Raw genomic sequence first — 21,570 nt, 5'->3', positions numbered from 1 at the left:
TGAAGCTTGATTGAGGTTCCAGACTGCTCGGCGAAGACATCGAGATGGTCGGCGCGAGAGGTGTGATGGTCATGCGGCAGGTACTGGTGAACCGATTCGGCGGCCCTGAGGTGCTGGAAGTGGACAAGGGGCCCGACCCCGTCGCGGGTCCGGGGCAGGTCGTAGTGGGCATATCCGTTGCCGACATCATCTTCCTCGACACGCTGCTGCGCAGCGGCGCGGGCAAGGACTATTTTCCACTCCGTCCTCCGTACGTGCCTGGCCACGGTGGCACCGGACACGTGATCGCGGTGGGGGAGGGCGTCGACCACGACTGGACCGGACGCCGCGTCGCCGTCGCAACATCGGACGGCGGCTATGCGGAGCAGATCGCGGTCGCCGTAGAGGAGCTGACGCCGGTGCCCGATGGCTTGGGCCTCCAAGAGGCGGCGGCGCTCCTGCACGACGGTCCCACGGCGGTGAACATCACCGACGTCGCCGGGATCAAGGAAGGCGACTGGGTGCTGATCACCGCGGCCGCAGGCGGCACGGGGGCGTTGGTCGTGCAGCTCGCGCGCGCGGCCGGGGCCCGCGTCGTCGCCGCAGCCCGCGGCGCCCGCAAGCTGGAGCTGGCCCGGGAGGTGGGCGCCGAGAAGGCGTTCGACTACACCGAAGCAGGTTGGATCGACAAGGTGCACGCGGCGACCGGCGGCAACGGGGCGAACGTCGTCCTCGACGGCGCCGGCGGTCCGCTCGGCACCGAGGCGTTTGAAGCGGTGGCCCACGGCGGCAGGTTCGTGAGCTACGGGACGTCCAGCGGTTTCGCCCAGGTCGATCCGCACACGGCCGAACAGCGAGGTGTGCGGGCGACCGGCCTCATGGACCTGAACAACTCCGCCCCGGCAGAGGCGAAGGAGCGGGTCGAGAGGGCGCTGTGGCTCGCGGCTGAGGGGCGGATTCGCCCGGTCATCGGCCAGACCTTCCCGTTGGAGCAGGCTGCCGACGCCCACGCCGCGATCGCGGCGCGCAGCGCTCTCGGGAAGACGCTGCTGCTGGTTTGACCTCGCCGCACGGTCCGGCGGCCTATTCCGCCGGCTCTCCGGTCCGTTCCTACTGGACCACTCGGCCTAGCGGGGCGTCACATCTCGGCCATGACCTCGGCGGCGAAGCGCTCCATGGTGGCGAGCTTCAGGTCAAGGCCGTCGTAGCGCCGCCGCTCCTCGTCGGTGGCGAGCCACCACGGGGCGGCCATGGTGCCGTTAACGCCTCGCTCGGCCCATCTGCGGTACAGGTCGGCGCTCGGCATCGCCCTGATCGGCGCGATCACCTTCAGATCGTCCAGAGTGCGGCCCTGCTCGGCGAGGAACCCCGACAGCCGGTCGAGGAGCGCGGCGAGCGCGTCCTCGCGGTAGATGCGGTTGCCGATCCAGCCGTCGCCGATCCGGGCGGCGCGCCGCAACGCCGCGTCGCTGTCCCCGCCGATGTAGATCGGCACCGGCTCGGTCGGCACCGGCGCGATGCTGAGCGGGCCGAAGTCGTAGGCGGCGCCGTGGTGCTCGACCGTTCCGCCCTTCCACAGCTCTTGCAGGGCCGGGATCATCTCGTCGAGCCGCCTGCCCCTGGTGCGGAAGTCCTGGCCGGTCTGCCGGAACTCGTCCTCGCACCAGCCGACGCCGACCCCGAAGATCGTACGGTCGTGCGAAAGAACGGCCGCTGTCGACACGGCCTTCGCCACGGTGAACAGGTCCCGCGCCGGGGCGACATAGACGTTGGTGGCGAACCGCACGCGATGGGTGACGGCGGCCATGGCGCCGATCGTGACCCACACGTCCGGCCAGTGGGTCCCCGGCTCGTACGGCGGTGCGCCGGTCTCCGAATAGGGATACGACGCCTGGTAGTCGGTATAGAAGATGTGGTCCGACACCGCGATCACGTCGTAGCCGAACCGCTCCGCCCCCTCGGCCAGCGGAACGAACTCGTGCGTGTCGACGAAAGCCGCTCCGAGCCAGAACTCCACGCCGCCCTCCAAGTCGTGATCTCGCCGTTGTCCGCAGGGTCGCAGCCCTCTGGCCGCTCAGTCGTGGAACTCGGGGATGACCTTGGTGGCGAACAGCTCCAGGTTGCGCTTCACCGTGTCGAGCGGCAGTACACCCTGCTGGCCCTGCATGAACAGGCCGAACCATTCCAGGTCGGGCATCCGGTCGAGCATCCGCTGGATGCCGCGCTTGACGTCGTCCGGGCCGCCGAGCAGCGCCATCTCGACGTCGTTCATGCGCTTGAAGTCGCCCTTCTCCGGGCTGATCGGCTGGTGCTTGTCGTCCTCCTTCTGGCGCAGGACCTCCAGGTAGCCGAACGGGCCGAAGAAGGCGGCGAAGTCCTTCTGCATACCCTGGCCGTACGTCGCGATGGCCTCCTCACGGGTGTCGGCCATCCCGATGATCTTGAGGATCCCGGTGTGCTCGCCGAGCTTGTAGTCGCGCCCGTGCTTGGCCGCCTCCTCCTGGTACAGCTTCGCCTTGGCGGCGTGCTCGTCGGGGTTCGGGGTGAACATCCACGGCAGGATGTCCTCCTGCGCGGCGCGGATCACCGACCGGTCCGAGATGGTGAAGGGCTGCCACAGCTCGGGGTGGGGGTCCTGGTACGGCTTGGGGCACACCGACACGGCGCGGATCACGCCCTCTTCGTCGATCTCGCCCGGCGCGCCGAACGTCCTGGTCCACTCAGCCGCCGGCCAGCCTTCGATGCCCTCGTGCGGGAAGGGGACCTCGTAGTCCACGACGTCGCTCTTGTACTTCAGCGTGTCCTGGGTCCACGCCAGCTTCATGATGTGGAGGATCTCGCCGAACACGTCGAAGTTGCGGGTGTCGGTCTGCGAGCCGTCCGATCGCGCGGCGGCCGCCTGCCAGCGCTGGCCGAGCACGTTGGCCCAGCGGCTCTGGTAGCCGCGCGCCACCCCGAGCCGGAGCCGTCCCTTGCAGAACTGGTCGAGCAGCGCCACGTCCTCGGCCGCCCGGATCGGGTCCCACGCGGGAAGCACCAGGCCGAGCGGCGCGAACAGGATCCGCTCGGTTCGCGCCGCCAGATCGGTGAGGAACATCAGCGGGTTCACCGAGAACTCGAAGCCCTCCGAGTGGAAGTGGTGCTCGGTCATCATGAGGGCGTCGAAGCCGATCTGGTCGGCGTGCACGGCGATCTCACGTACCTCGTGCAGAAGCCTCTGATAGGACTCCACGTCCCGGCCGATCGGCCGCCTCGCCTTGGCGTTCTCCTCGGCGCTGAAACCGGACCCGGGGATCTGCGGGTTGAGGAAGATCGAGAATTTCACTGCCAGCTTCTCCTTCTAGCCGAGCGACGTGAGCCAGTCCTTGGCGACGAGCAGGAACTCCGCCGGTCGTTCTTCGTGCAGCCGGTGGCCGGCCCCGGGCCAGCTCAGGGTGGTGGACGCGGGATGCTTGAATAGACCCGCCTCCCAGGTCGCGGACGCGGACCGGGCGGCGGACCAGCAGGACAGCACGGGGCACTCACGCCGGGCCAGGTAGTGGTCCGCGGCGGGACGCAGGCAGAACTGGTCGGCGCCCGAGAACATGCCCGCGAACGACTCGGCGAGCGCGTGCGGGGGCGTCGCCAGGATCTTGCGGGCGTGCGAGGTACGGACGTACGGCGGCGTCGCCGGCGTGTAGCACCACGCATCGTTGGCGAGCGCCGTCGCGTGCGCGTCCGTCCGCAATCCCTCGATCATGGCCGGGAAGGCCGCCGCGATCTCGGGCGGCTGGCCGTACCCCGGATCCACGCACACCAGCGCGGACACCCGGTGCGGGTGCTCGACCGCCAGCGCGCTGACCACCACCGCTCCCATGGAGTGGCCGAAGGCGCTGACACGCTCGATGCCGAGCCGGTCCAGCAGCCGGACCAGGTCGCCGGCGAAGTCGCGCGGGCGGTATCCGGAGGCGGGCGCCGAGGAGTGGCCGTGGCCGCGCAGATCGGGGGCGATCACCCGCTGGTCCGTCGCGAGGTCGGCGATGTGCGGGTCCCAGTCGCCCGAGTCGGCGCCGAAGCCGTGCACGAGAAGTACGGGCGGGCCCGCCGCCTCGGCATTGTCGTCGGTGTAGAAGAGCCGGACGTCTCCCAGGTCGGCGAACGGCATACGGCCCCTCTCTCCATACCGAACAAGCGCACGCTACAGCAGAATGGCTCTACCGAGCAATCGCTTGGTCGATCACCTCGATCGCCGACCGAGGACGGGAGCCGGCCCATGCGGCTGGGGATCACCATGTTCGCGACCGACCGGGCGATGCCGCCGCATCTGCTCGCGCGCGAGGCGGAGGCCCGCGGCTTCGGCTCGCTGTACCTGCCCGAGCACACGCACATCCCCACCGCCCGCCTCACGCCGCCGCCGACGGGGGAGGAGACGCTCCCCGAGGCGTACGCGCGCACGCTCGACCCCCTCGTCGCGCTCGCCGGCGCGGCCGTCGTGACCGGGCGCATCACCCTCGGCACCGGGATCTGCCTGCTCGCGCAGCGGGAGCCGATCGTCACCGCCAAGGCCATCGCGACGCTCGACCGGATGTCCGGTGGCCGGTTCGCGCTGGGCATCGGTTACGGCTGGAACGTCGAGGAGGCCGCCGACCATGGCGTGCCGTGGCGGCGGCGGCGCGCGGTCGTACGAGAGCACGTCCTCGCGATGCGCGAGCTGTGGACCCGCGACGAGGCGTCCTTCGAGGGGGAGTTCGCCCGCTTCGAGCCGAGCTGGTCCTGGCCCAAGCCGATCGGACGGGTGCCGGTCCTGATCGGCGGCGCCGCCGGGCCGACGCTGTTCGCGCACATCGCCGAGTACGGAGACGGATGGCTGCCCATCGGGGGCGCCGGAGTGCGGCAGGCGCTGCCCCGGCTGCGGGAGGCATGCGAGGCCGCGGGCCGCGCTCCGGTCCCGGTGATCCCGTTCGGTACCGTGCCGACGGCGCGCAAGCTCGACCACTATGCCTCGCTCGGCATCGAACAGGTCGTGCTGCGGGTCCCGGCCGGTGACCGGGACGAGGTCCTGCCCGTCCTCGACGCCTACGCCGAGAGTTATCTAACTTAGCCGAGCGCGGGCCGTCGTGATCGTCGGCCGAATGCCGGATTCCCGTTCCTCTGTGTGACATATACAGTACTCTCCGTAATCGACGCAGAGGATCCGCACGACGGGAGAGAACAGGGGATGATGGAGCCATGGCCCTCGCGACGGTCCTGGAGGTGGAGCACACCGTGGCTGACGACACCGGCGGTCCGACGATCGAGGAACTCTACGAATCGCTGGACCTGCCAGGTCATCGGGTCGAGCTGCTCGAAGGGCGCATCGTCGTGAGCCCTTCGCCGATCAAACTGCACACGCTGATCGTGATGTGGCTGGGTGACGCTCTCCGTGAGGTCTGCGACCAGCATGGCTGGGACCGGTTGCCGCACGGCACGGTCGATCTGCACGCGACGTCAGAGCGCTTCCAACCTGATCTGTTCATATGCCCGGCGGATGAGTCGACCCACCGTGAGTGGCTCCTTGACGCCAAGAACGTCCTTCTCGCCGTCGAGGTGGTCTCTCCGTCCAGTCGGCGCGACGACTACGAGGTGAAGCGGGCGGGATATGCGCAGAGCGAGATTCCGCTCTACCTCATCGTCGACCCACGGGAGTCGATGATCACGCTGTTCGCCGGGCCGAGCGCGCGCGGCTACCTGCGCTCGGTCGCCGTGCCCATCGGCGACAAGCTCGATCTGCCGGAGCCGTTCGGGATCGTCCTGGACACGGCGACGATGCCCGGCAGGCGCCCGGAGCAGTAGCCGCGGCGCCGGGGAGGCCTAACGGATCATCCGCCAGCAGGTCCAGGCCGGGAAGGTGTACATCTCGCCCCGGGCCGATCTGATGGTTCCGAGGATGATGAAGACGTACTGCGCGATCGTGTGGGCCAGGAACACCGGTATGAGGAGCAGGAGCCACACCGGGTCGTTCGCCAGGATGGCTATGGGAAGCACGATCGCCACCGCGATGAGCATGTGCAGGATCACGGTGATCGTGTAATTGAGCGCCTGGGCGGCATGGTGCCGGATGAACGCCGACTGGTTCCGCTTCACGAAATAGATGACCAGGGGCGCGATGAACCCGACGATGATCATTCCTATGTAGGAGAACAGCGCCCACGTGGTGTCGTCGCCGACCACCTGGGTGCGGGGTCCCCCGGGGTTTCCAGGCGGTCCGTAGCCCCACTGCCCGTCGTACGGTCCTTGCGGGCCGCCGGGTCCCTGCCCGCCGGGTCCCGGTTGCCCGTACGACGGTGCATGGGGCGGCTGCGCGTACGCCCCGGCATGGGGTGGCTGCGCGTACGCCCCGGCATGAGGCGGCTGCCCGTAGCCGGGCGGCGGGGTGCCCTCAGGTTGCCCGTAGAGCGATCCGTGCGGCGGGGGCCGCTCCTCGGCGGCGGGCCCTCCTCCCTCCGGCTGGGCGGAAGGCGAGCGTTCGTCGTCGATCGGCTGTGACATGGGGGGCTTCCTCTGGTGAGGTGCGGGGGCGGATGTGGTGGACGGCTCGGCCCGGGGGGGCGACGATCAGGAATCTACCGTCACCACCGCACCTGGGCAGCCCGCCAAGGCCCAGTGCCCCCGCGCCGCCTCGCTAGGGCCGGGCCGGTGGCCGCTCGGCGTCCGCGTCGAAGACGATGACCGACCGGGCGACGGCGCCGGAGCGAACGTGCTCGACCGCCTCGTTGATGTCCTCCAGCGGTACGCGTTCGCTGACCAGGCCCTCCAGGTTCAAGCGCCCCCTGCCGTAGAGGTCGACGAGTAGTGGCAGGTCGCGTGCCGGTACGGCGTCGCCTCCCTGCGTGCCCATCAGCCGCCGGGAGCCGAAGAGGGTCTGCGGTGACACCGCGATCGTCTGCGCGGAGGGCGGGCTGCCGACCATGACCGTGGTGCCGCCAGGTTGCGTCGAGTTGAAGGCCCGGGTGAGCACGTCGCCGTTGCCGGTGACGTCGAAGGCGTAGTCGGTCCCGCCTCGTACGATCTCGCCCACCTGCGCGGCCAGGTCGCCCGCGAGGATCGTGTGGGTGGCCCCGAACGCCCGTGCCGGTTCGAGCTTGGCCTCGACCACGTCGGCGGCGATGATGGTCGTCGCGCCGGCCAGCACCGCCCCCTGGATCACGTTGAGGCCGACGCCGCCGCAGCCGACCACCAGCACGCTGGAGCCGGGCTCCACCCGGGCGGTGTTGAGCACGGCGCCGACGCCGGTGACGACGCCGCAGGCGGTCAGCGCGAGCAGGTCGAGCGGCGCGTGCCGGCCGACCTTGACGCAGCTGGCCTGACCCACGACGGCGTACTCCGCGAACGAGCCGATCCCGATCATGGGTCGGACGGGGGTGCCCCGCAGGCTCAGCCGGGTCGTCCCGTCGCCCATCAGGCCCATGATGGCGCTGAGCCGTGCCCGGCCGCTGCACAGGTGCACGCGTCCGCGCGCGCAGTTGCGGCAGCCGCCGCAGGGCCCGTTCATCGCGATGATCACATGGTCGCCGGCCTTGACGGAGGTGACGCCGGGGCCGGTCGCCGCGACGACGCCCGCGCTCTCGTGGCCCAGGATGAAGGGCGGTTCGCGCACGACGGGGCTCTTGCCGTCGAGTGCCTTGAGGTCGGAACCGCAGACGCCGGATGCGGCGATCTTGACCAGCACCTCCCCGCCGCGGGGATCCTCGATCTCCACCTCGGTGATCTCCATGGGTGCGCCGAACTCCCGTAGCACCGCCGCCCGCATTGTGGTCATGGGCCGAGCTCCGTCTCTCACTCGCGTGTGCGTCCAGGGATGTGCCGCGCCGGCCTCGCCATCGGCGTTCCGTCACGCTAGCACCAAGCAATTGCTTGGTCGAGATCACTTCGCCATGCCAAGCCTCCTTCGCCGTGATCATGCATTTATGCGCGCGCCCACTCGCTGCATGATCATGTAGTTACTCGTGCCTGACTGCCGCGTGGTATCCGTGTGCGCCTGCGACGCAACACCCCAATGCAGTGAGCAGCTCCCGGCGGCGCGCTTAACTGCATGATCACGGGTGAGGAGGGGGGCCGTGCGGGTGCGTTCCGACCCAGGGGCGCCCTTCTCCCCGCTGTGATCATGCATTTGCGCGGGCATTGGTCGTGTGTTGTCGGTGCTCGTCCACCGGCTGGTCATGCGTGGTTCTCGTGTGGGCTCCGATGCGGCGCGCGGCGCCCGAGTGCGTGCTCAACTGCATGATCACGGTTACGAGGGGGGGCGATCGGGGGTGCTCAACTGCATGATCACGCGTGAGGAGGGACCCGATCGGGGGTGCGTTCCGGCCCGGGCTCCGCGTGATCATGCACTTGTGCGCGCCCGCGGGCCGCGTGATCATGCAGTTGCTCGTGCCCGCGTCCTGCTCGGCCAGGGGCGTTGGTGTGGCTGCCGTGCGACGCGTCGACGCGGGGAGGAGTTCCCGGGGGCGTGCTCAACTGCATGATCACGGGTGATGGGCGGGACGGGCACTGCGGAAGCGAGGCGGCCGGCTGCGGGGCTCGCCCGCCGCCGGCCGCCTGGGCGTCCACACCGATCGCGCGCTAGCGCGGCAGGAGCCTCACCACCGCGAGCACCAGTGGGTCGGTGACCGACCCGGCTTCCACGTGCGCGAGAAGCTGCGAGCGCATCCGCGGGTCCCAGAAACTGCGGATGTGCGCGGCGATCTCGGCGGCCGCCTCGTCCTGCGGACGGTGGCGGAACTGCGCCGCGATCTCGGTCACCAGCCGGACCTGGGGGTTCGTGGTCATCGACACCTCAGTCGCTCAGGGTCTGCAGGTCGCGAGCCGTCGCCTCGGCCGAGCGTCCCGAGGCCGACTGCTTGAGCCCGACCTGGACGGCCGTCACCTTGTACTCGGGACAGTTGGTGGCCCAGTCGGAGTTCTCGGTGGTCACCACGTTGGCGCCGGTCACCGGGTGATGGAAGGTCGTGTAGACCACCCCCACCGGCATGCGGTCGACGATGCGCGCCCGCAGCGTGGTCTCGCCCACCCGGCTGGCCAGGCTCACCGTGTCGCCGTCGCTGATCCCGCGCACCTCCGCGTCGTGCGGGTGGATCTCGAGCAGGTCCTCGGGATGCCAGACGACGTTGGCGGTGCGCCTGGTCTGCGCGCCGACGTTGTACTGCGACAGGATCCGCCCGGTCGTGAGGATGAGCGGGAACCGCCGGGTGCTGCGCTCCTCGGTCGGCACGAAGGCGGTCTGCACGAAGTGGCCCCTGCCACGGACGAACTGGCCGACGTGCATGATCGGCGTGCCTTCGGGCGCGGACTCGTTGCAGGGCCACTGCACGCTGCCGAGCTTGTCCAGCTTGTCGAACGACACGCCCGCGAACGTGGGCGTCGTGGCGGCGATCTCGTCCATGATCTCGCGCGAATGGTCATAGTGCATGTCGTAACCCATGGCCTGGGCGACCTCGCACACGATCTGCCACTCGTGCTTGCCGGTCTTCGGCGCCATCACCGGCCGCACCCGGTTGATGCGGCGCTCGGCGTTGGTGAACGTGCCGTCCTTCTCCAGGAACGAGGTGCCGGGCAGCAGGACGTGCGCGTACTTGGCGGTCTCGTTCTCGAACAGGTCCTGCACCACGACCAGCTCCATGGCCTCGAGCGCCGCGGTGACGTGCTTGGTGTTCGGGTCCGACTGGGCGATGTCCTCGCCCTGCACGTACAGGGCGCGGAAGGAGCCGTCGATCGCGGCGTCGAACATGTTCGGGATCCGCAGGCCCGGCTCGTCGAGGATGGGGCTGCCCCACAGGTTCTCGAACACGGTGCGCACCGCGTCGTCGGACACGTGCCGGTAGCCGGGCAGCTCGTGCGGGAACGACCCCATGTCGCAGGAGCCCTGCACGTTGTTCTGGCCGCGCAGTGGGTTGACGCCCACGCCCTCCCGGCCGATGTTGCCGGTCGCCATGGCCAGGTTGGCCATGCCCATGACCATGGTCGAGCCCTGGCTGTGCTCGGTGACGCCCAGGCCGTAGTAGATGGCCCCGTTGGGCGCGGACGCGTACAGCCGGGCCGCGGCGCGCAGCTCGGCGGCGGGCACCCCGCTGATCGGCTCGACGGCCTCTGGACTGTTCTCCGGGCGGGCGATGAACTCGGCCCACTCGTCGAAGCCCTCGCAGCGCTCGGCGGCGAAATCCAGGTCGGCGAGTCCCTCGGTCACCACCACGTGCGCCAGCGCGTTGACGATGGCGACGTTGGTGCCCGGTGCGAGCTGCAGGTGGTGGGCGGCCTCGATGTGCGGCGAGCGCACCAGGTCGATCCGCCGCGGGTCGATGACGATGAGCTGCGCGCCCTCGCGCAGCCGCCGCTTCATCCGGGAGGCGAACACCGGGTGGCCGTCGGTCGGGTTGGCCCCGATGAGCACGATGACATCGGCCTTGGCGACGGACTTGAAGTCCTGGGTGCCGGCCGAGGTACCGAAGGTCTGCTTCAGCCCGTAGCCCGTCGGTGAGTGGCACACGCGGGCGCAGGTGTCGACGTTGTTGTTGCCGAAGACGGCGCGGACCATCTTCTGGACGACGTACACCTCTTCGTTGGTGCACCGCGAGGAGGTGATGGCGCCGATGGAGCCGGTGCCGTGCCGCGCCTGGATGTCGCGCAGCCGCGTGCCGACGAATCCGATGGCCTCGTCCCACTCCACCTCGCGCCACGGGTCGGTGATCCGCTCGCGGACCTTCGGCCTCAGCACCCGGTCGGGGTGCGTCGCGTAACCGAAAGCGAACCGGCCCTTGACGCAGGAGTGGCCCTCGTTGGCTCCGCCGTCCTTGTACGGGACCATCCGGACGACCTGGTCACCGCGCAGCTCGGCCTTGAACGAGCAACCGACGCCACAGTAGGCGCACGTGGTGATCACGCTGCGGCTCGGCATGCCGAGATCGACCACCGAGCGCTCCTGGAGCGTGGCGGTCGGGCAGGCCTGGACGCACGCGCCGCAGGAGACACAGTCGGACTCCATGAACGACCCACCGGCACCGGGGGAGACCTTGGACTCGAAGCCCCGGCCCTCGATGGTCAGCGCGAACGTGCCCTGGACCTCGTCGCAGGCCCGTACGCAGCGGGAGCACACGATGCACTTCGACGCGTCGAAGTCGAAGTAGGGGTTGCTCGTGTCCTTCGGCGCGTCCAGGTGATTCTCACCCTCGTAGCCGTAGCGCACCTCGCGCAGCCCGACGGTGCCCGACATGTCCTGCAGCTCACAGTCGCCGTTCGCCGAGCAGGTCAGGCAGTCGAGCGGGTGGTCGGAGATGTACAGCTCCATCACGCCCTGGCGAAGCTTCTCCAGCTTGGGGGTCTGCGTGCTGACCCGCATTCCCTCGGTGACGGGCGTGGTGCACGACGCCGGGGTGCCCTTGCGGCCGTCGATCTCCACCAGGCACAGCCGGCACGAGCCGAAGGCCTCGAGGGTGTCGGTGGCGCAGAGCTTGGGGATGTCGATGCCGGTCAGCGCGGCGGCCCGCATGACGGAGGTGCCCTCGGGCACGGCGACGGACATGCCGTCGACCTGCACTGTAACGGTGGGTTCGCCCGGTCGGCCGGGGGTGCCGAGGTCGGGTTCCTTGATGAGTGCCATGACTGCCCTTCTTCGTCGTCCCGCAGCTAGGGCGCCGGTGGCCCGGACGCGGCGTCTTCGGGCACCGGCCGCCCGGCCGTGCCCGTACGGTCACCCGCGTCGCGGGCAAGGAAGTCCTCGGAAAAGTGCCGCATCGCACTGCGTACCGGTAGCGGGGTGAGCCCGCCCATCGCGCACAGCGAGCCGTCGGTCATGAGCTCGCATAGGTCCTCGAGCAGGTCCAGATTGGTGTCGCGGTCCTCACCGGCGATGATGCGGTCGACCACCTCGACGCCGCGCACCGAGCCGACGCGGCAGGGCGTGCACTTGCCGCAGGATTCCTCTGCGCAGAACTCCATGGCGAACCTGGCCTGCTTGGCCATGTCGACGGTGTCGTCGAAAACGACGATACCTCCGTGTCCCACCATCGCGCCCGCCGCGGCGAACGCCTCATAGTCCATCGGCAGGTCGAGGTCGGAGGCCGGGATGTAGGCGCCGAGCGGCCCGCCGACCTGGACGGCGCGCACGGGGCGGCCCGAGCCGGTACCGCCGCCGAACTCGTTGATGAGCTCGCCCAGGCTGATGCCGAAGGCGGTCTCGACGATCCCGCCCCGCGCAATGTTGCCGGCCAGCTGGAACACCTGGGTGCCGCGCGAGCGCTCGACGCCGCGCGCCTGGTAGGCGTCGGCGCCGTCGGCCATGACCATCGGCACCGAGGCGAGGGTCAGCACGTTGTTGACCACCGTCGGCTTGCCGAACAGCCCGGACAGCGCGGGAATGGGCGGCTTGGCCCGGACCATGCCCCGCTTGCCCTCCAGGCTCTCGAGCATGGAGGTCTCTTCGCCGCAGATGTACGCGCCCGCGCCGACCCGGACGAACAGCTCGAAGTTCGTCGCCGAGCCGAGGATGCCCTCGCCCAGCCAGTTCTGCGCGTGGGCGATGTCGATGGCGGCGCGCATCGTGTCGATGGCGTCCGGGTACTCGGAGCGGATGTAGATGTATCCCTCGGTCGCCCCGGCGGCGTACGCGGCGATCAGCATGCCCTCGATCAGGCAGAACGGGTCGCCCTCCATCAGCATGCGGTCGGCGAAGGTGCCGCTGTCGCCCTCGTCGGCGTTGCAGCAGACGAACTTGAGCGGGCCGGCCGCCTCGAGCACCGTCTTCCACTTGATGCCGGCCGGGAACCCTGCGCCGCCACGGCCGCGCAGCCCTGAGGCGGTGACCTCCTCGACCACCTCGGCGGGTGTGCGCTCAAGCGCGCGGCGCAACCCGGCCAGGCCGCCGTGCGCGACGTAGTCGTCGACCGACAGCGGGTCGGTCACCCCGACCCGGGCGAAGGTGAGCCGGTCCTGGCCGCGCATCCACGGGAGCTCGTCGACGAGGCCGAGGCGCAGCTCATGGTCGCCGCCGTCGAGCATGCCCGCGGCGAGCAGCCCGTCGACGTCCTCGGGCCGTACCGGGCCGTACCCGATCCGGCCCTCGCCGGTCGCGACCTCGACCAGCGGTTCCAGCCAGAGCATTCCGCGCGATCCGTTGCGGACCACGCGGATCGGCCGGTCGGCGGCGCTGCGGACGGCCGCTGCGACCTCGTCGGCGCCCACGGACCGGGCGGCGGAGTCCCTCGGCACATAGACGGTCACCGGCGTGCTCATCGGGCATCCGCCTCGGCCATCAGGGTGTCCAGCCGCTCAGTGCCGACCCGGCCGTACAGCCTGCCGTTCACCTGCACCGACGGTCCGAGCGCGCAGTTGCCGAGGCAGAACACCTGCTCCAGCGTCACGTCGCCGCCCGGTGTCGTCTCGCCGGTGGACACCCCGAGGCGCCGCTGCGCGTGCGCCATGAGGTTCTCGGCCCCGACCGCCTGGCAGGCCTCGCCGCGGCAGACGCGCACCTCGGTGCGGCCGGCCGGGGCCTTGCGGAAGTCGTGGTAGAAGGTGATCACACCGTGCACGTCGGCGCGGGAGATGTTGAGCTCCTGGGCCAGCACGGGGACGACTGCCTCGTCGACGTAGCCGAACTCGGCCTGGATCCCGTGCAGGATCGGCAGCAGCCTGCCCCGCTCGCCGTCGTGAGCCGTCACGATGGCGCGCACCCGGTCCTCGATCGAAAGACTATGGCCCACTGTCACTATCGTCTCCGTCCGCCGCCGGTGTCCCGGATGTCCGGCTGAGTCAGATTGTATACGGTATGGAATTTTTCACGCAATAGTGCTCTTTACCTGCAGAAGAGGGCGTTCGGGGCTTCTCGTCAAGTCATCGCGGCGGACCGAACGGCGGCAGTGGCCCGTCGCCCGGGACGGTGTGCTCGGCGAGCGCGGCGGCCATGCCCCTGAGCTCGAGACCCTTGCGGGTCAGGTCCTGGCCGAGCCCGTCCATGGTGGCCAGCGTGATGTGCAGGAAGACGTCGGGGGCGAGCCGGGTCACCTCGGCGTCGTACGTGTTTCGCAGGTCCGGGTCGCCGGTCAGCTGGGCGAGCACCCCGGCCCTGATCCGCTGGGTGATGGCCTGCCAGACGTGCTCGCGTTCGGGCGCTCCGTCGCCGGCGCCGGGGGTGCGCCAGGCTCCGGTGTAGTCGAGCCGGCGGATGAGGTCGGGGGCGGGATCGCCGGCGCGCAGGTCCCAGAGCACGGCCCAGTAGGCGAGCAGCCAGTTCATCCCGTTCAGCACGCGCAGCGGATCGGTGTCGAGGGCCCCGAACAGTTCCGACCGTGCCGGCGCCTGGGTCGGCAGGGAGGCCCAGTGGAAGGCGAGGTCCTCCAGCCGGACGAGGTCGTCCATGGGCAGCCGCTCGGCCGCCGGCCGGCGGACCATGGCCCTGCGCCCCGACGCCTGGTCGTGGAGCAACGCGGCGTAGGCGTCGGCGTGGGGAGACCACACGTACGACCCGGACGCCACGGCCCAATGCTACGGCCCATCTGCCGAAATGGGCAGGTGGTCACCCTGAACCGAAGCGCCGTTCCGTCCGTGGGCGCCCCGCTCGGCCCGCGTGTCGCGGGCGACGCCACCTTGCCGCGGGGCGATATGCGGACTAAAATACCAAGCGGTCGCTAGGTTGGTTCGCGGAGGATGTGTGGATCTCGTCTTCACCGAGCGTCAGCGGGCCTTCCGGGCCGAGGTGCGCGACTGGCTCGCCGCCCACGTGCCGCCCGAGCCGCTGCCCTCGATGGACACCGAGACCGGCTTCGAACGGCACCGGGAGTGGGAGCGCACGCTTGCCGGCGCACGCCTGTCGGCCGTGTCATGGCCCCGTGAGCACGGTGGGCGGGACGCCGACCTCATCGACTGGCTCATCTTCGAGGAGGAGTACTGGTCCCACGGGGCGCCCGGGCGGGTGAGCCAGAACGGGGTGTTCCTGCTCGGCCCCACGCTGATGGCCCACGGCACCGAGGAACAGAAGCGGCGGCTGCTGCCGCGGATGGCCCGGGCCGACGACATCTGGGCGCAGGCCTGGTCGGAGCCCGAGGCCGGCAGCGACCTCGCCGCCCTGCGCGCCACGGCCACGCCGGACGGCGACGGCTGGCGGCTGACCGGCCAGAAGACCTGGAGCTCGCGGGCCGCCCACGCGGACTGGTGCTTCGGCCTGTTCCGCTCCGACCCGGGGGCGCGGCGGCACCGCGGCCTCACCTACTTCCTGGTCCCCCTGACCGCGGACGGCGTGACAGTACGGCCGATCGCCCAGCTCGACGGCGAGCACGGATTCGCCGACATCTTCTTCGACGACGTGTACGCACCCGCCGGCCAGGTGCTCGGTGAGCCCGGCGCGGGCTGGCGGGTCGCCATGGCGACGGCCGGTTCCGAACGCGGCATCACGTTGCGCAGCCCCGGCCGCTTCATGGCGACCTCGGACCGGCTGCTCGCGCTCGCGCGGGAGAGCGACGATCAGACGCTGCGCGACGCCGCGGTGCGGGCCTGGGCGGATGCCGACGCCTACCGCCTCTACGCCTTCCACGCCGCCGCGCGAGCGGCCGGCGGCGCCGAACCGGGACCGGAGGCCAGCCTGACGAAGGTGTTCTGGTCCGAGCTGGACCTGCGCATGCACGAGGTGGCCCTCGAACTGCTCGGCCCGCGGGTCACGGCCCAATGGCTGGACGGTTTCCTGTTCGCGCTGGCCGGGCCCATCTACGCGGGGACCAACGAGATCCAGCGCAACATCATCGCCGAACGCGTGCTCGGACTGCCGCGATGAGATTCGCCGTCACCGAGGACCAGCGGCTCCTCGCCGGCGCCGTCGGCGAGGCGCTCGCCGCGACCTGCCCGCCGGCCGCCGTACGAGAGGCCGGCCGCGACCCCGCCGCCCGGCGGGCGGCCGCGTGGCAGGCACTCGCCGAAGTCGGCCTGCTCGGCGCGCTCGTCCCCGAGGAGCACGGGGGTCTCGGGCTCACCATCGCCGACACGGTGCTCGCCTATGTGGAGACGGGGCGCCACGCGGTGCCGGGCCCTCTCGTGGAGTCGGCCGTCGCCGCGCCGTCGCTCGTGGGTCCCGACTGGCTGGTGAAGCTGGCCGCAGGCGTGGCGACCGTGTCGGTCGCGATGCCCCATCTCCTCGACGCCGACCTCGCTGACCTGCTGGTCGTACGGTCCGGGGCGGCGATCGTGCTCGCGGAACCCGGCGAGATCACGTTGATCCCGAACGTCTCGATCGACGCGACCCGGCGGCTGTTCTCGGCGGGCCCGTACCGGCCCGGCCCGCCCGGCCGAAAGACGCACGGAACCGAGGCCGCCGGCGGTGCGCTCGCTTCGGACACGGGCATCGCCGGCGGCTTTCACGAGGGCTTCGACCGCCCGGTCGAGCACGCCTTCGACCAGGCCTTCGACCGTGCCGCGCTCGCCACGGCCGCCCAGCTGATCGGTCTCGGGCGGTGGCTGCTCGACGCCTCCGTCGCCCACGCGCGGCGGCGCCGGCAGTTCGGGGCGGCCGTCGGATCCTTCCAGGCCGTCAAGCACCGGCTCGCCGACGTCGCGATCGCGCTGGAGTTCGCCGCCCCGGTGGTCTACCGCGCCGCGTACGCCCTGACCCACCGCACGCCGACCGCACGCCGGGACGTCGCCGCGGCCAAGATCGCCGCGGGCGAGGCGGCCGGCGGCGCCGCCCGCGGGGCACTGCAGGTGCACGGAGCGGCCGGATACACGGGCGAACTGGACCTGCACCTGTGGCTCACCAGGGTTTGGGCGCTGCGCGCGGCGTGGGGCGACGAGAGCCTGCACCGCGCGCGGCTGCGGGATGCGCTCCTCGGCGACTCCCCGGTCGAGCGGCTGCCCTGAGGAGCACGATGATCACTTTGGCCACCGACGTCGGAGGGACCTTCACCGACGTCGTGCTCACCGGTGCCGACGGCCGGACGCACGTCGCCAAGACCCTGACCACGCCCCGCGACCCGACCACCGGCCTCCTGCGCGGGATCGCCCGGGTGCTCGCCGCGGCCGGCGTCGAGCCGGGTGAGGTGGACCGGTTCGTGCACGCCACCACCCTCGCGACCAACGTGATCCTGGAGCGGCGCGGCGTGCCCGTGGCCTTCGTCACCACGCGCGGGTTCCGGTCGATGCTCGCGCTCGGGCGGCGGGCTCGAGTCGAGGAAGAGCGGTTCGACCTCGCGTTCACCCCGGTCGAGCCCCCGGTGCCGCTCACCCGCACCTTCGAGGTGCCGGAGCGGATCGCGGCCTCCGGCGCGGTGCTGCTGCCGCTCGACGAGGACGCCGCCGGGCGGACGGCCCGCGAGATCGCAGGCAGCGGGGCGGCCGCCGTCGCGATCTGCCTGCTGCACTCGTACGCGAACCCCGCGCACGAGCGGCGGCTCGCGGAGCTGATCGCCGCGCGGCTGCCCGAGGGCACGCCGGTCGTCGCCTCCTCAGAGGTCTGGCCGGAACTGGGGGAGTATGAGCGGGCCACCACCACTCTGATGTCGGCCTACGTCGGCCCGGTCATGGCCGCTTACCTGCGGCGGCTCGGCGCCGAACTGTGCGGCCTCGGCGTCAACGCGCCCGTGCACGTCATGGAGTCGGCCGGTGGCGTGCTGCCCGCCTCGCTCGCCGCCGACCGCGCGGTCTTCACGATCGAGTCGGGCCCCGCCGCCGGCGTCATCGCCGCGGCCCGCCAAGGCGCGCGGCGGGGCCTGTCCGATCTGATCTCCTTCGACATGGGCGGCACCACGGCCAAGGCCGGGCTGGTCCGGGACGGCCGGCCGGGAGTGACCCACGAGTTCCAGGTGGGCGGCAAGGGCAGCTTCGGCGGACGCCGCCCGGGCACCGGAGTGCCGATCAAGGTGCCCGCCATCGACCTGGCCGAGGTGGGTGCGGGCGGCGGCTCGATCGCGTGGGTCGACGCGGGGACGCTGCGGGTCGGGCCGCGTTCGGCCGGCGCCTCGCCGGGCCCGGCGTGCTACGCGAGGGGAGGAACGCGACCGACGGTCACCGACGCCGACCTCGTGCTGGGCTATCTCGACACCGGCGGCTTCGGTGAGTTCCGGCTCGACGCCGGGCTCGCCGAGGACGCGATCGCCGAACACGTCGCCAGGCCGCTCGGCGCCGGCGTGGTCGAGGCGGCGGCGGCCGTGCACGACGTCGCGAACGCCCAGATGGGCGCGGCGATCCACGTGGTGACGGTGCGGAGGGGGATCGACCCGCGCACCTTCACGCTGGTGGCACTGGGCGGGGCGGCGCCGACGCACGTCGCCCGGCTGGCCGAGCGGTTCGGGATCGGGCGGGTCCTGGTGCCGCCGCACGCGGGCGTCGGCTCGGCCGCTGGGCTGTTGCACGCCGACCTGGCCATGGAGCGGGCGCGGACTTTCGCCGCCCCGGCCGGCACGCTGACGTCCGGCTCGGCCGGTCGTGACGCGCTCGCCGAGCTGACACGGGTGTTCACGGAACTGGAGCACACCGCCGCAGGGGACCTGGGCCTTCCGGTCGGCATGGCGGATACCGAGGTCGAGGCCGTCGTCGTCCGGTCGGTCGGCGTACGGTTCGTCGGCCAGTCCCACGCGTTCACCATCGAGCTGCCCGCCGGACCCGTCACTCGCGAGGCGATCGGGCAGGTGACCGAGGAGTTCTACCGGCGCTACCGCGAGTCCTACGGCATCGACCTGCGCGACCCGGCCGAGCTCACCACCGCACGCGTCCGGCTGGTGCTGCCGGCAGCGGCGACCGCCGCCCCTCCGGCGCACCGCCCCTCCCGCCGTGATCATGCAGTTGTTCGCGGGGAGAAGCGGCGGGCGTGGTTCGGCGGCGAGTTCGTCGACGTGCCGGTGCGGGCCCGCGAGGACTGCGCCGAGGGCACGGAGCTCACCGGTCCGTGCATCGTCACCGAGCCGCAGGCATCGCTGCTCGTGCCACCGGGCTGGCGCGGCACGATCGACGCGCACGGCGCGGTGCTGCTGGAAGCACGCCCCAGCGACCAGAGAGGAGGGCGAGCGCCGTGAGCACCCCTGCCGATCCCACCGCCGAACCCACCGCGGATCTCACCGCGGAGATCCTGCGCAATGCGCTATGCGTGGCGGCCGAGGAGGCGAGCATCGTCGTCGTCCGGTCGGCGTACTCGACCTTCATCGTTGAGGGCGCGGACGCCGCGGCGGCGATCCTCGACGCCGCGGGCAGGCTCGTCGCGCACTCGGCGTCGACCGCCCTCATCCAGTGCGCGAGCCTGCGCAGCGCACTGCCGTACGTCCTGGAGGCGTTCCCGCTCACCGCCATGGCACCGGGTGAGGTGTTCCTGCTCAACGACGTCTACCAGGGCGGCATCCACGCCAACGACCTTCTGATCTTCCGCCCGGTGTTCGTGAACGGGGCGCCTGCCTACTTCACCGGGACGCTCATCCACGTGGCCGACCTGTCCGGCCTTTCGGCGGGCGGGATGGCCTCCGACGCGGCCGACGTACTCCTCGAGGGCGTGCAACTGCCGCCGGTGCGGATCGCGACCGCGGACGGGCTCGTCGACGACCTGGTCCGGGTGCTCGCCGCGAACAGCCGGACCCCCGAAAAGCTCGTCGGCGACCTGCGGGCCCTGATCGCCGGGGCCAATGTGGCGGCCCGCCGGCTCGAGGAGATCATCGACGCGCACACCGCCGAGGGTCTGGCGCGCGGCGTCGACGGCTATCTCACCCACACCGAGCGGCGGATCCGGGCCGAGCTCGCGGCGCTGCCGGAGGGTACCTACATGGGGGAGTACGGTCTCGACGACGGCCGCCGGATCCGCGTCGCGGTCACCATCGAGGCGGGCCCGCCCGGTGCCGCTCCGAGCGGCGCGCACGTGGTCGTGGACTTCGACGGCACCGACGAACAGGCCGCGTCACCGGTCAACTCCGGGTTCTCCCAGACGCTCGGCGGGGTGATGTACGCGCTGCGCTGTTTCGTCGACCCGTCGCTGCCCATGAACGAGGGGTGTTTCGTGCCCGTCGAGGTACGGATGCCACGGGGCAGCCTGGTCAACTGCACTTGGCCCTACCCCGGCGGAGGACGCTGGGCCACGGTCGCCGCCGCCGAGGAGGCGATCTTCGCGGCGCTGACCCGTGCGCTGCCGGAACGCGGCGTGGCCGCCTCGGGCATCCTGCAGGGCTTCAGCATCAGCGGCACGGCACGCCCCTGGTTGCACATGTCGTTCGATCTCGGCGGCATGGGGGCGAGCGCCGAACGGGACGGTCCGGACGCCACGGGCGCGCTGTTCGGCGGCGGCCGCAACATCGTGCCGCAGGTCGAGCCCATCGAGGCCCGGCTGCCCCTGAGAGTCGAGGAGGTGTCCCTCATCCCCGACTCCGGCGGAGCGGGGCGGCATCGGGGCGGCCTCGGTACCCGTACGGTGCTGCGGATGCTCGAGGACGCCCAGGTCGACACGCGCGGTGACCGGCTCCGGCGTCCTCCGTCCGGTGCGGCGGGAGGTGCGGCGGGGCGGGCCGGCGGCTACTACCGGGAGCGCGCGGACGGGGCCCGCGAGCCGCTCGACGCCAAGGCCACCAGGCAGCCCCTGCGAGCCGGGGAGGCCCTCGTGGTCGAGACCTCCGGAGGCGGCGGCTACGGAGACCCGGCCGAGCGCGTCCCGGAAGCCCTGCGCAAGGACCTGGCCGACGGCAGGGTCACTCCGAGGGAGAGGACGTGAGGTTCGGGGTCCCGCTCGGGCTGGTCCATCCCGCGATTTGGCGGGATCTCGCGATCGAGGCCGACCGGCTGGGGTTCGAGTCCCTCTGGATGCCCGAGCACCTCGTGTTCGCGACCGACCTGTCGACGGCGGCCTACCCGGGCACGAGCGAGCCCGGTATCGAGCCGCGCACCCCGCTGTTCGACGCGCCCGCCTACCTGTGCGCGCTCGCCGCCGTCACCTCACGGATCAGGCTGGGCACCGCGGTCCACCTCTTCGGCCTGCGGCACCCGTTCGTGTCCGCCCGGGCGTTCGCGACCCTCGACCAGATCTCCGGCGGCAGGGCGGTCACGGGGGTCGGCGCGGGCTGGTACGAGGGGGAGTGGATCGCGGCCGGGCTGGACTTCCGTACGCGTGGCCGGCGCCTGGACGAGGCGATCGCGGTCGCGCGCAGGCTGTGGACCGAGGACGCCGTCGAGCACCACGGTGAGTTCTACGACTTCCCCGAGGTGGCCTTCGAGCCGAAGCCGGTGCAGGACCCGCTCCCCGTCGTCGTCGGCGGGGAATCCGACGCGGCCCTGCGCAGGGCGGCGCGCTGGGACGGCTGGCTCAGCATGCCGCAGACGCTCGGGGCGGCGGCGGGCCGGCTGGAACGGCTCCGGCAGTTCCGCGAGGAGGCCGGGCGGGCGGACCGGCCGTTCGAGGTCACCGTGCACGCCTACGAGCTGACCGGCCCGGACGAGGTCGAGGCCTGGGCGGCGCTCGGCGTCGACCGGTTGATCGTGCGCCCGTGGCGGCGTACCCGCGAAGCGCTCCCTGGGCTGCGAGACTTCGCCACGGCCTACGGGCTCACCGACCCGCCGTCGTAGCCGACCCGGCAGAACGCCGCGCCGAGCGCCGCACCGGGCCGGCGGTTCCGCCCCGGCAGCGCGGTGCGCCGG

The 21,570-nt window shown here is 71.5% G+C and carries 18 protein-coding genes; 8 read left to right on the top strand and 10 right to left on the bottom strand.

Annotated elements, in window-relative coordinates; translation table 11 throughout:
• Positions 1-71: 71 nt before the first annotated feature.
• Entirely contained in the window at positions 72-1,040 is a 969-nt protein-coding gene (locus HKK74_RS01450; RefSeq protein ID WP_187241079.1) for a zinc-binding dehydrogenase, read from the top strand.
• A gap of 77 nt (positions 1,041-1,117) precedes the next feature.
• Here HKK74_RS01450 and HKK74_RS01445 read toward each other — a convergent pair whose 3' ends face one another.
• The 3 genes from HKK74_RS01445 to HKK74_RS01435 are packed head-to-tail and all read right to left on the bottom strand — an operon-like array spanning position 1,118 to position 4,123.
• Complete coding sequence (locus tag HKK74_RS01445) at positions 1,118-1,996, bottom strand: TIGR03619 family F420-dependent LLM class oxidoreductase (protein ID WP_187241078.1); 879 nt, start codon at positions 1,994-1,996, stop codon at positions 1,118-1,120.
• A 57-nt stretch (positions 1,997-2,053) separates the two neighbouring features.
• Positions 2,054-3,304, bottom strand: a complete 1,251-nt coding sequence (locus tag HKK74_RS01440) for an LLM class flavin-dependent oxidoreductase (RefSeq protein ID WP_187241077.1) — start codon at positions 3,302-3,304, stop codon at positions 2,054-2,056.
• A gap of 15 nt (positions 3,305-3,319) precedes the next feature.
• Complete coding sequence (locus HKK74_RS01435) at positions 3,320-4,123, bottom strand: alpha/beta fold hydrolase (RefSeq protein ID WP_187241076.1); 804 nt, start codon at positions 4,121-4,123, stop codon at positions 3,320-3,322.
• A 108-nt stretch (positions 4,124-4,231) separates the two neighbouring features.
• Between HKK74_RS01435 and HKK74_RS01430 the strand changes: the two genes are divergently transcribed.
• Both HKK74_RS01430 and HKK74_RS01425 read left to right on the top strand, forming a co-directional pair.
• The gene (locus HKK74_RS01430) at positions 4,232-5,059 is read left to right on the top strand and encodes an LLM class F420-dependent oxidoreductase (RefSeq protein WP_187241075.1); all 828 of its coding nucleotides are present in this window, start codon (positions 4,232-4,234) and stop codon (positions 5,057-5,059) included.
• Positions 5,060-5,187: 128 nt separating this feature from the next.
• A complete protein-coding gene (locus HKK74_RS01425) occupies positions 5,188-5,790 on the top strand; it encodes a Uma2 family endonuclease (RefSeq protein ID WP_187241074.1) in 603 nt (200 codons plus the stop codon).
• Between the two features lie 18 nt (positions 5,791-5,808).
• On the opposite strand, the gene HKK74_RS01420 is transcribed toward HKK74_RS01425, so the two are convergent.
• From HKK74_RS01420 to HKK74_RS01390, 7 genes are all read right to left on the bottom strand, one after another.
• Complete coding sequence (locus HKK74_RS01420) at positions 5,809-6,486, bottom strand: magnetosome magnetite crystal formation protein family (protein ID WP_187241073.1); 678 nt, start codon at positions 6,484-6,486, stop codon at positions 5,809-5,811.
• A 133-nt stretch (positions 6,487-6,619) separates the two neighbouring features.
• Positions 6,620-7,756, bottom strand: a complete 1,137-nt coding sequence (locus HKK74_RS01415) for an alcohol dehydrogenase catalytic domain-containing protein (RefSeq protein ID WP_187241072.1) — start codon at positions 7,754-7,756, stop codon at positions 6,620-6,622.
• 803 nt (positions 7,757-8,559) lie between these two features.
• Complete coding sequence (locus HKK74_RS01410; RefSeq protein ID WP_187241071.1) at positions 8,560-8,766, bottom strand: formate dehydrogenase subunit delta; 207 nt, start codon at positions 8,764-8,766, stop codon at positions 8,560-8,562.
• A gap of 7 nt (positions 8,767-8,773) precedes the next feature.
• Positions 8,774-11,590 (bottom strand): formate dehydrogenase subunit alpha, encoded by a 2,817-nt coding sequence (fdhF, locus tag HKK74_RS01405; protein ID WP_187241070.1) that lies wholly within the window; start codon positions 11,588-11,590, stop codon positions 8,774-8,776.
• Between the two features lie 26 nt (positions 11,591-11,616).
• Positions 11,617-13,221 (bottom strand): formate dehydrogenase beta subunit, encoded by a 1,605-nt coding sequence (locus HKK74_RS01400; RefSeq protein ID WP_187241069.1) that lies wholly within the window; start codon positions 13,219-13,221, stop codon positions 11,617-11,619.
• On the bottom strand, positions 13,218-13,691 hold the full coding sequence (locus HKK74_RS01395; protein ID WP_222721734.1) for a formate dehydrogenase subunit gamma: 474 nt from the start codon (positions 13,689-13,691) through the stop codon (positions 13,218-13,220). The genes HKK74_RS01400 and HKK74_RS01395 overlap by 4 nt, the downstream gene beginning before the upstream one ends.
• Before the next feature lie 130 nt (positions 13,692-13,821).
• Complete coding sequence (locus HKK74_RS01390) at positions 13,822-14,463, bottom strand: hypothetical protein (protein WP_187241067.1); 642 nt, start codon at positions 14,461-14,463, stop codon at positions 13,822-13,824.
• A 175-nt stretch (positions 14,464-14,638) separates the two neighbouring features.
• On the opposite strand from HKK74_RS01390, the gene HKK74_RS01385 reads away from it, so the two are divergent.
• From HKK74_RS01385 to HKK74_RS01365, 5 genes are read left to right on the top strand one after another with little or no spacing between them, the layout of a single operon-like run.
• Positions 14,639-15,754, top strand: coding sequence for an acyl-CoA dehydrogenase family protein (locus HKK74_RS01385; protein WP_187241066.1), 1,116 nt, complete (start codon positions 14,639-14,641; stop codon positions 15,752-15,754).
• Positions 15,751-16,830 carry an acyl-CoA dehydrogenase family protein gene (locus HKK74_RS01380; protein ID WP_187241065.1) on the top strand — a complete coding sequence of 360 codons (1,080 nt, stop codon included), beginning with the start codon at positions 15,751-15,753 and terminating at the stop codon, positions 16,828-16,830. Before HKK74_RS01385 ends, HKK74_RS01380 begins: the two co-directional genes overlap by 4 nt.
• Positions 16,831-16,838: 8 nt before the next feature.
• Positions 16,839-18,980, top strand: coding sequence for a hydantoinase/oxoprolinase family protein (locus HKK74_RS01375; RefSeq protein WP_187241064.1), 2,142 nt, complete (start codon positions 16,839-16,841; stop codon positions 18,978-18,980).
• Positions 18,977-20,650, top strand: a complete 1,674-nt coding sequence (locus tag HKK74_RS01370; protein ID WP_187241063.1) for a hydantoinase B/oxoprolinase family protein — start codon at positions 18,977-18,979, stop codon at positions 20,648-20,650. The genes HKK74_RS01375 and HKK74_RS01370 overlap by 4 nt, the downstream gene beginning before the upstream one ends.
• Positions 20,647-21,498: a TIGR03619 family F420-dependent LLM class oxidoreductase gene (locus HKK74_RS01365; RefSeq protein ID WP_187241062.1), complete on the top strand. Its 852-nt coding sequence runs from the start codon at positions 20,647-20,649 to the stop codon at positions 21,496-21,498. The genes HKK74_RS01370 and HKK74_RS01365 overlap by 4 nt, the downstream gene beginning before the upstream one ends.
• Positions 21,499-21,570 lie beyond the last annotated feature (72 nt).

The sequence above is a fragment of the Actinomadura alba genome (assembly GCF_014323705.1).
GTDB lineage: Bacteria > Actinomycetota > Actinomycetes > Streptosporangiales > Streptosporangiaceae > Actinomadura_C > Actinomadura_C alba.
The sequence above is the reverse complement of the archived record's forward strand: the minus strand, read 5'-3'. Positions and strand labels throughout refer to the sequence as shown.

Coding starts and splice junctions, on each gene's coding strand:
- fdhF (WP_187241070.1), bottom strand. CDS start 11,590: ATGGCACTCATCAAGGAACCCGACCTCGGCACCCCCGGCCGACCGGGC.
- HKK74_RS01430 (WP_187241075.1), top strand. CDS start 4,232: ATGCGGCTGGGGATCACCATGTTCGCGACCGACCGGGCGATGCCGCCG.
- HKK74_RS01435 (WP_187241076.1), bottom strand. CDS start 4,123: ATGCCGTTCGCCGACCTGGGAGACGTCCGGCTCTTCTACACCGACGAC.
- HKK74_RS01425 (WP_187241074.1), top strand. CDS start 5,188: ATGGCCCTCGCGACGGTCCTGGAGGTGGAGCACACCGTGGCTGACGAC.
- HKK74_RS01380 (WP_187241065.1), top strand. CDS start 15,751: ATGAGATTCGCCGTCACCGAGGACCAGCGGCTCCTCGCCGGCGCCGTC.
- HKK74_RS01415 (WP_187241072.1), bottom strand. CDS start 7,756: ATGACCACAATGCGGGCGGCGGTGCTACGGGAGTTCGGCGCACCCATG.
- HKK74_RS01450 (WP_187241079.1), top strand. CDS start 72: ATGCGGCAGGTACTGGTGAACCGATTCGGCGGCCCTGAGGTGCTGGAA.
- HKK74_RS01420 (WP_187241073.1), bottom strand. CDS start 6,486: ATGTCACAGCCGATCGACGACGAACGCTCGCCTTCCGCCCAGCCGGAG.
- HKK74_RS01375 (WP_187241064.1), top strand. CDS start 16,839: ATGATCACTTTGGCCACCGACGTCGGAGGGACCTTCACCGACGTCGTG.
- HKK74_RS01400 (WP_187241069.1), bottom strand. CDS start 13,221: ATGAGCACGCCGGTGACCGTCTATGTGCCGAGGGACTCCGCCGCCCGG.
- HKK74_RS01410 (WP_187241071.1), bottom strand. CDS start 8,766: ATGACCACGAACCCCCAGGTCCGGCTGGTGACCGAGATCGCGGCGCAG.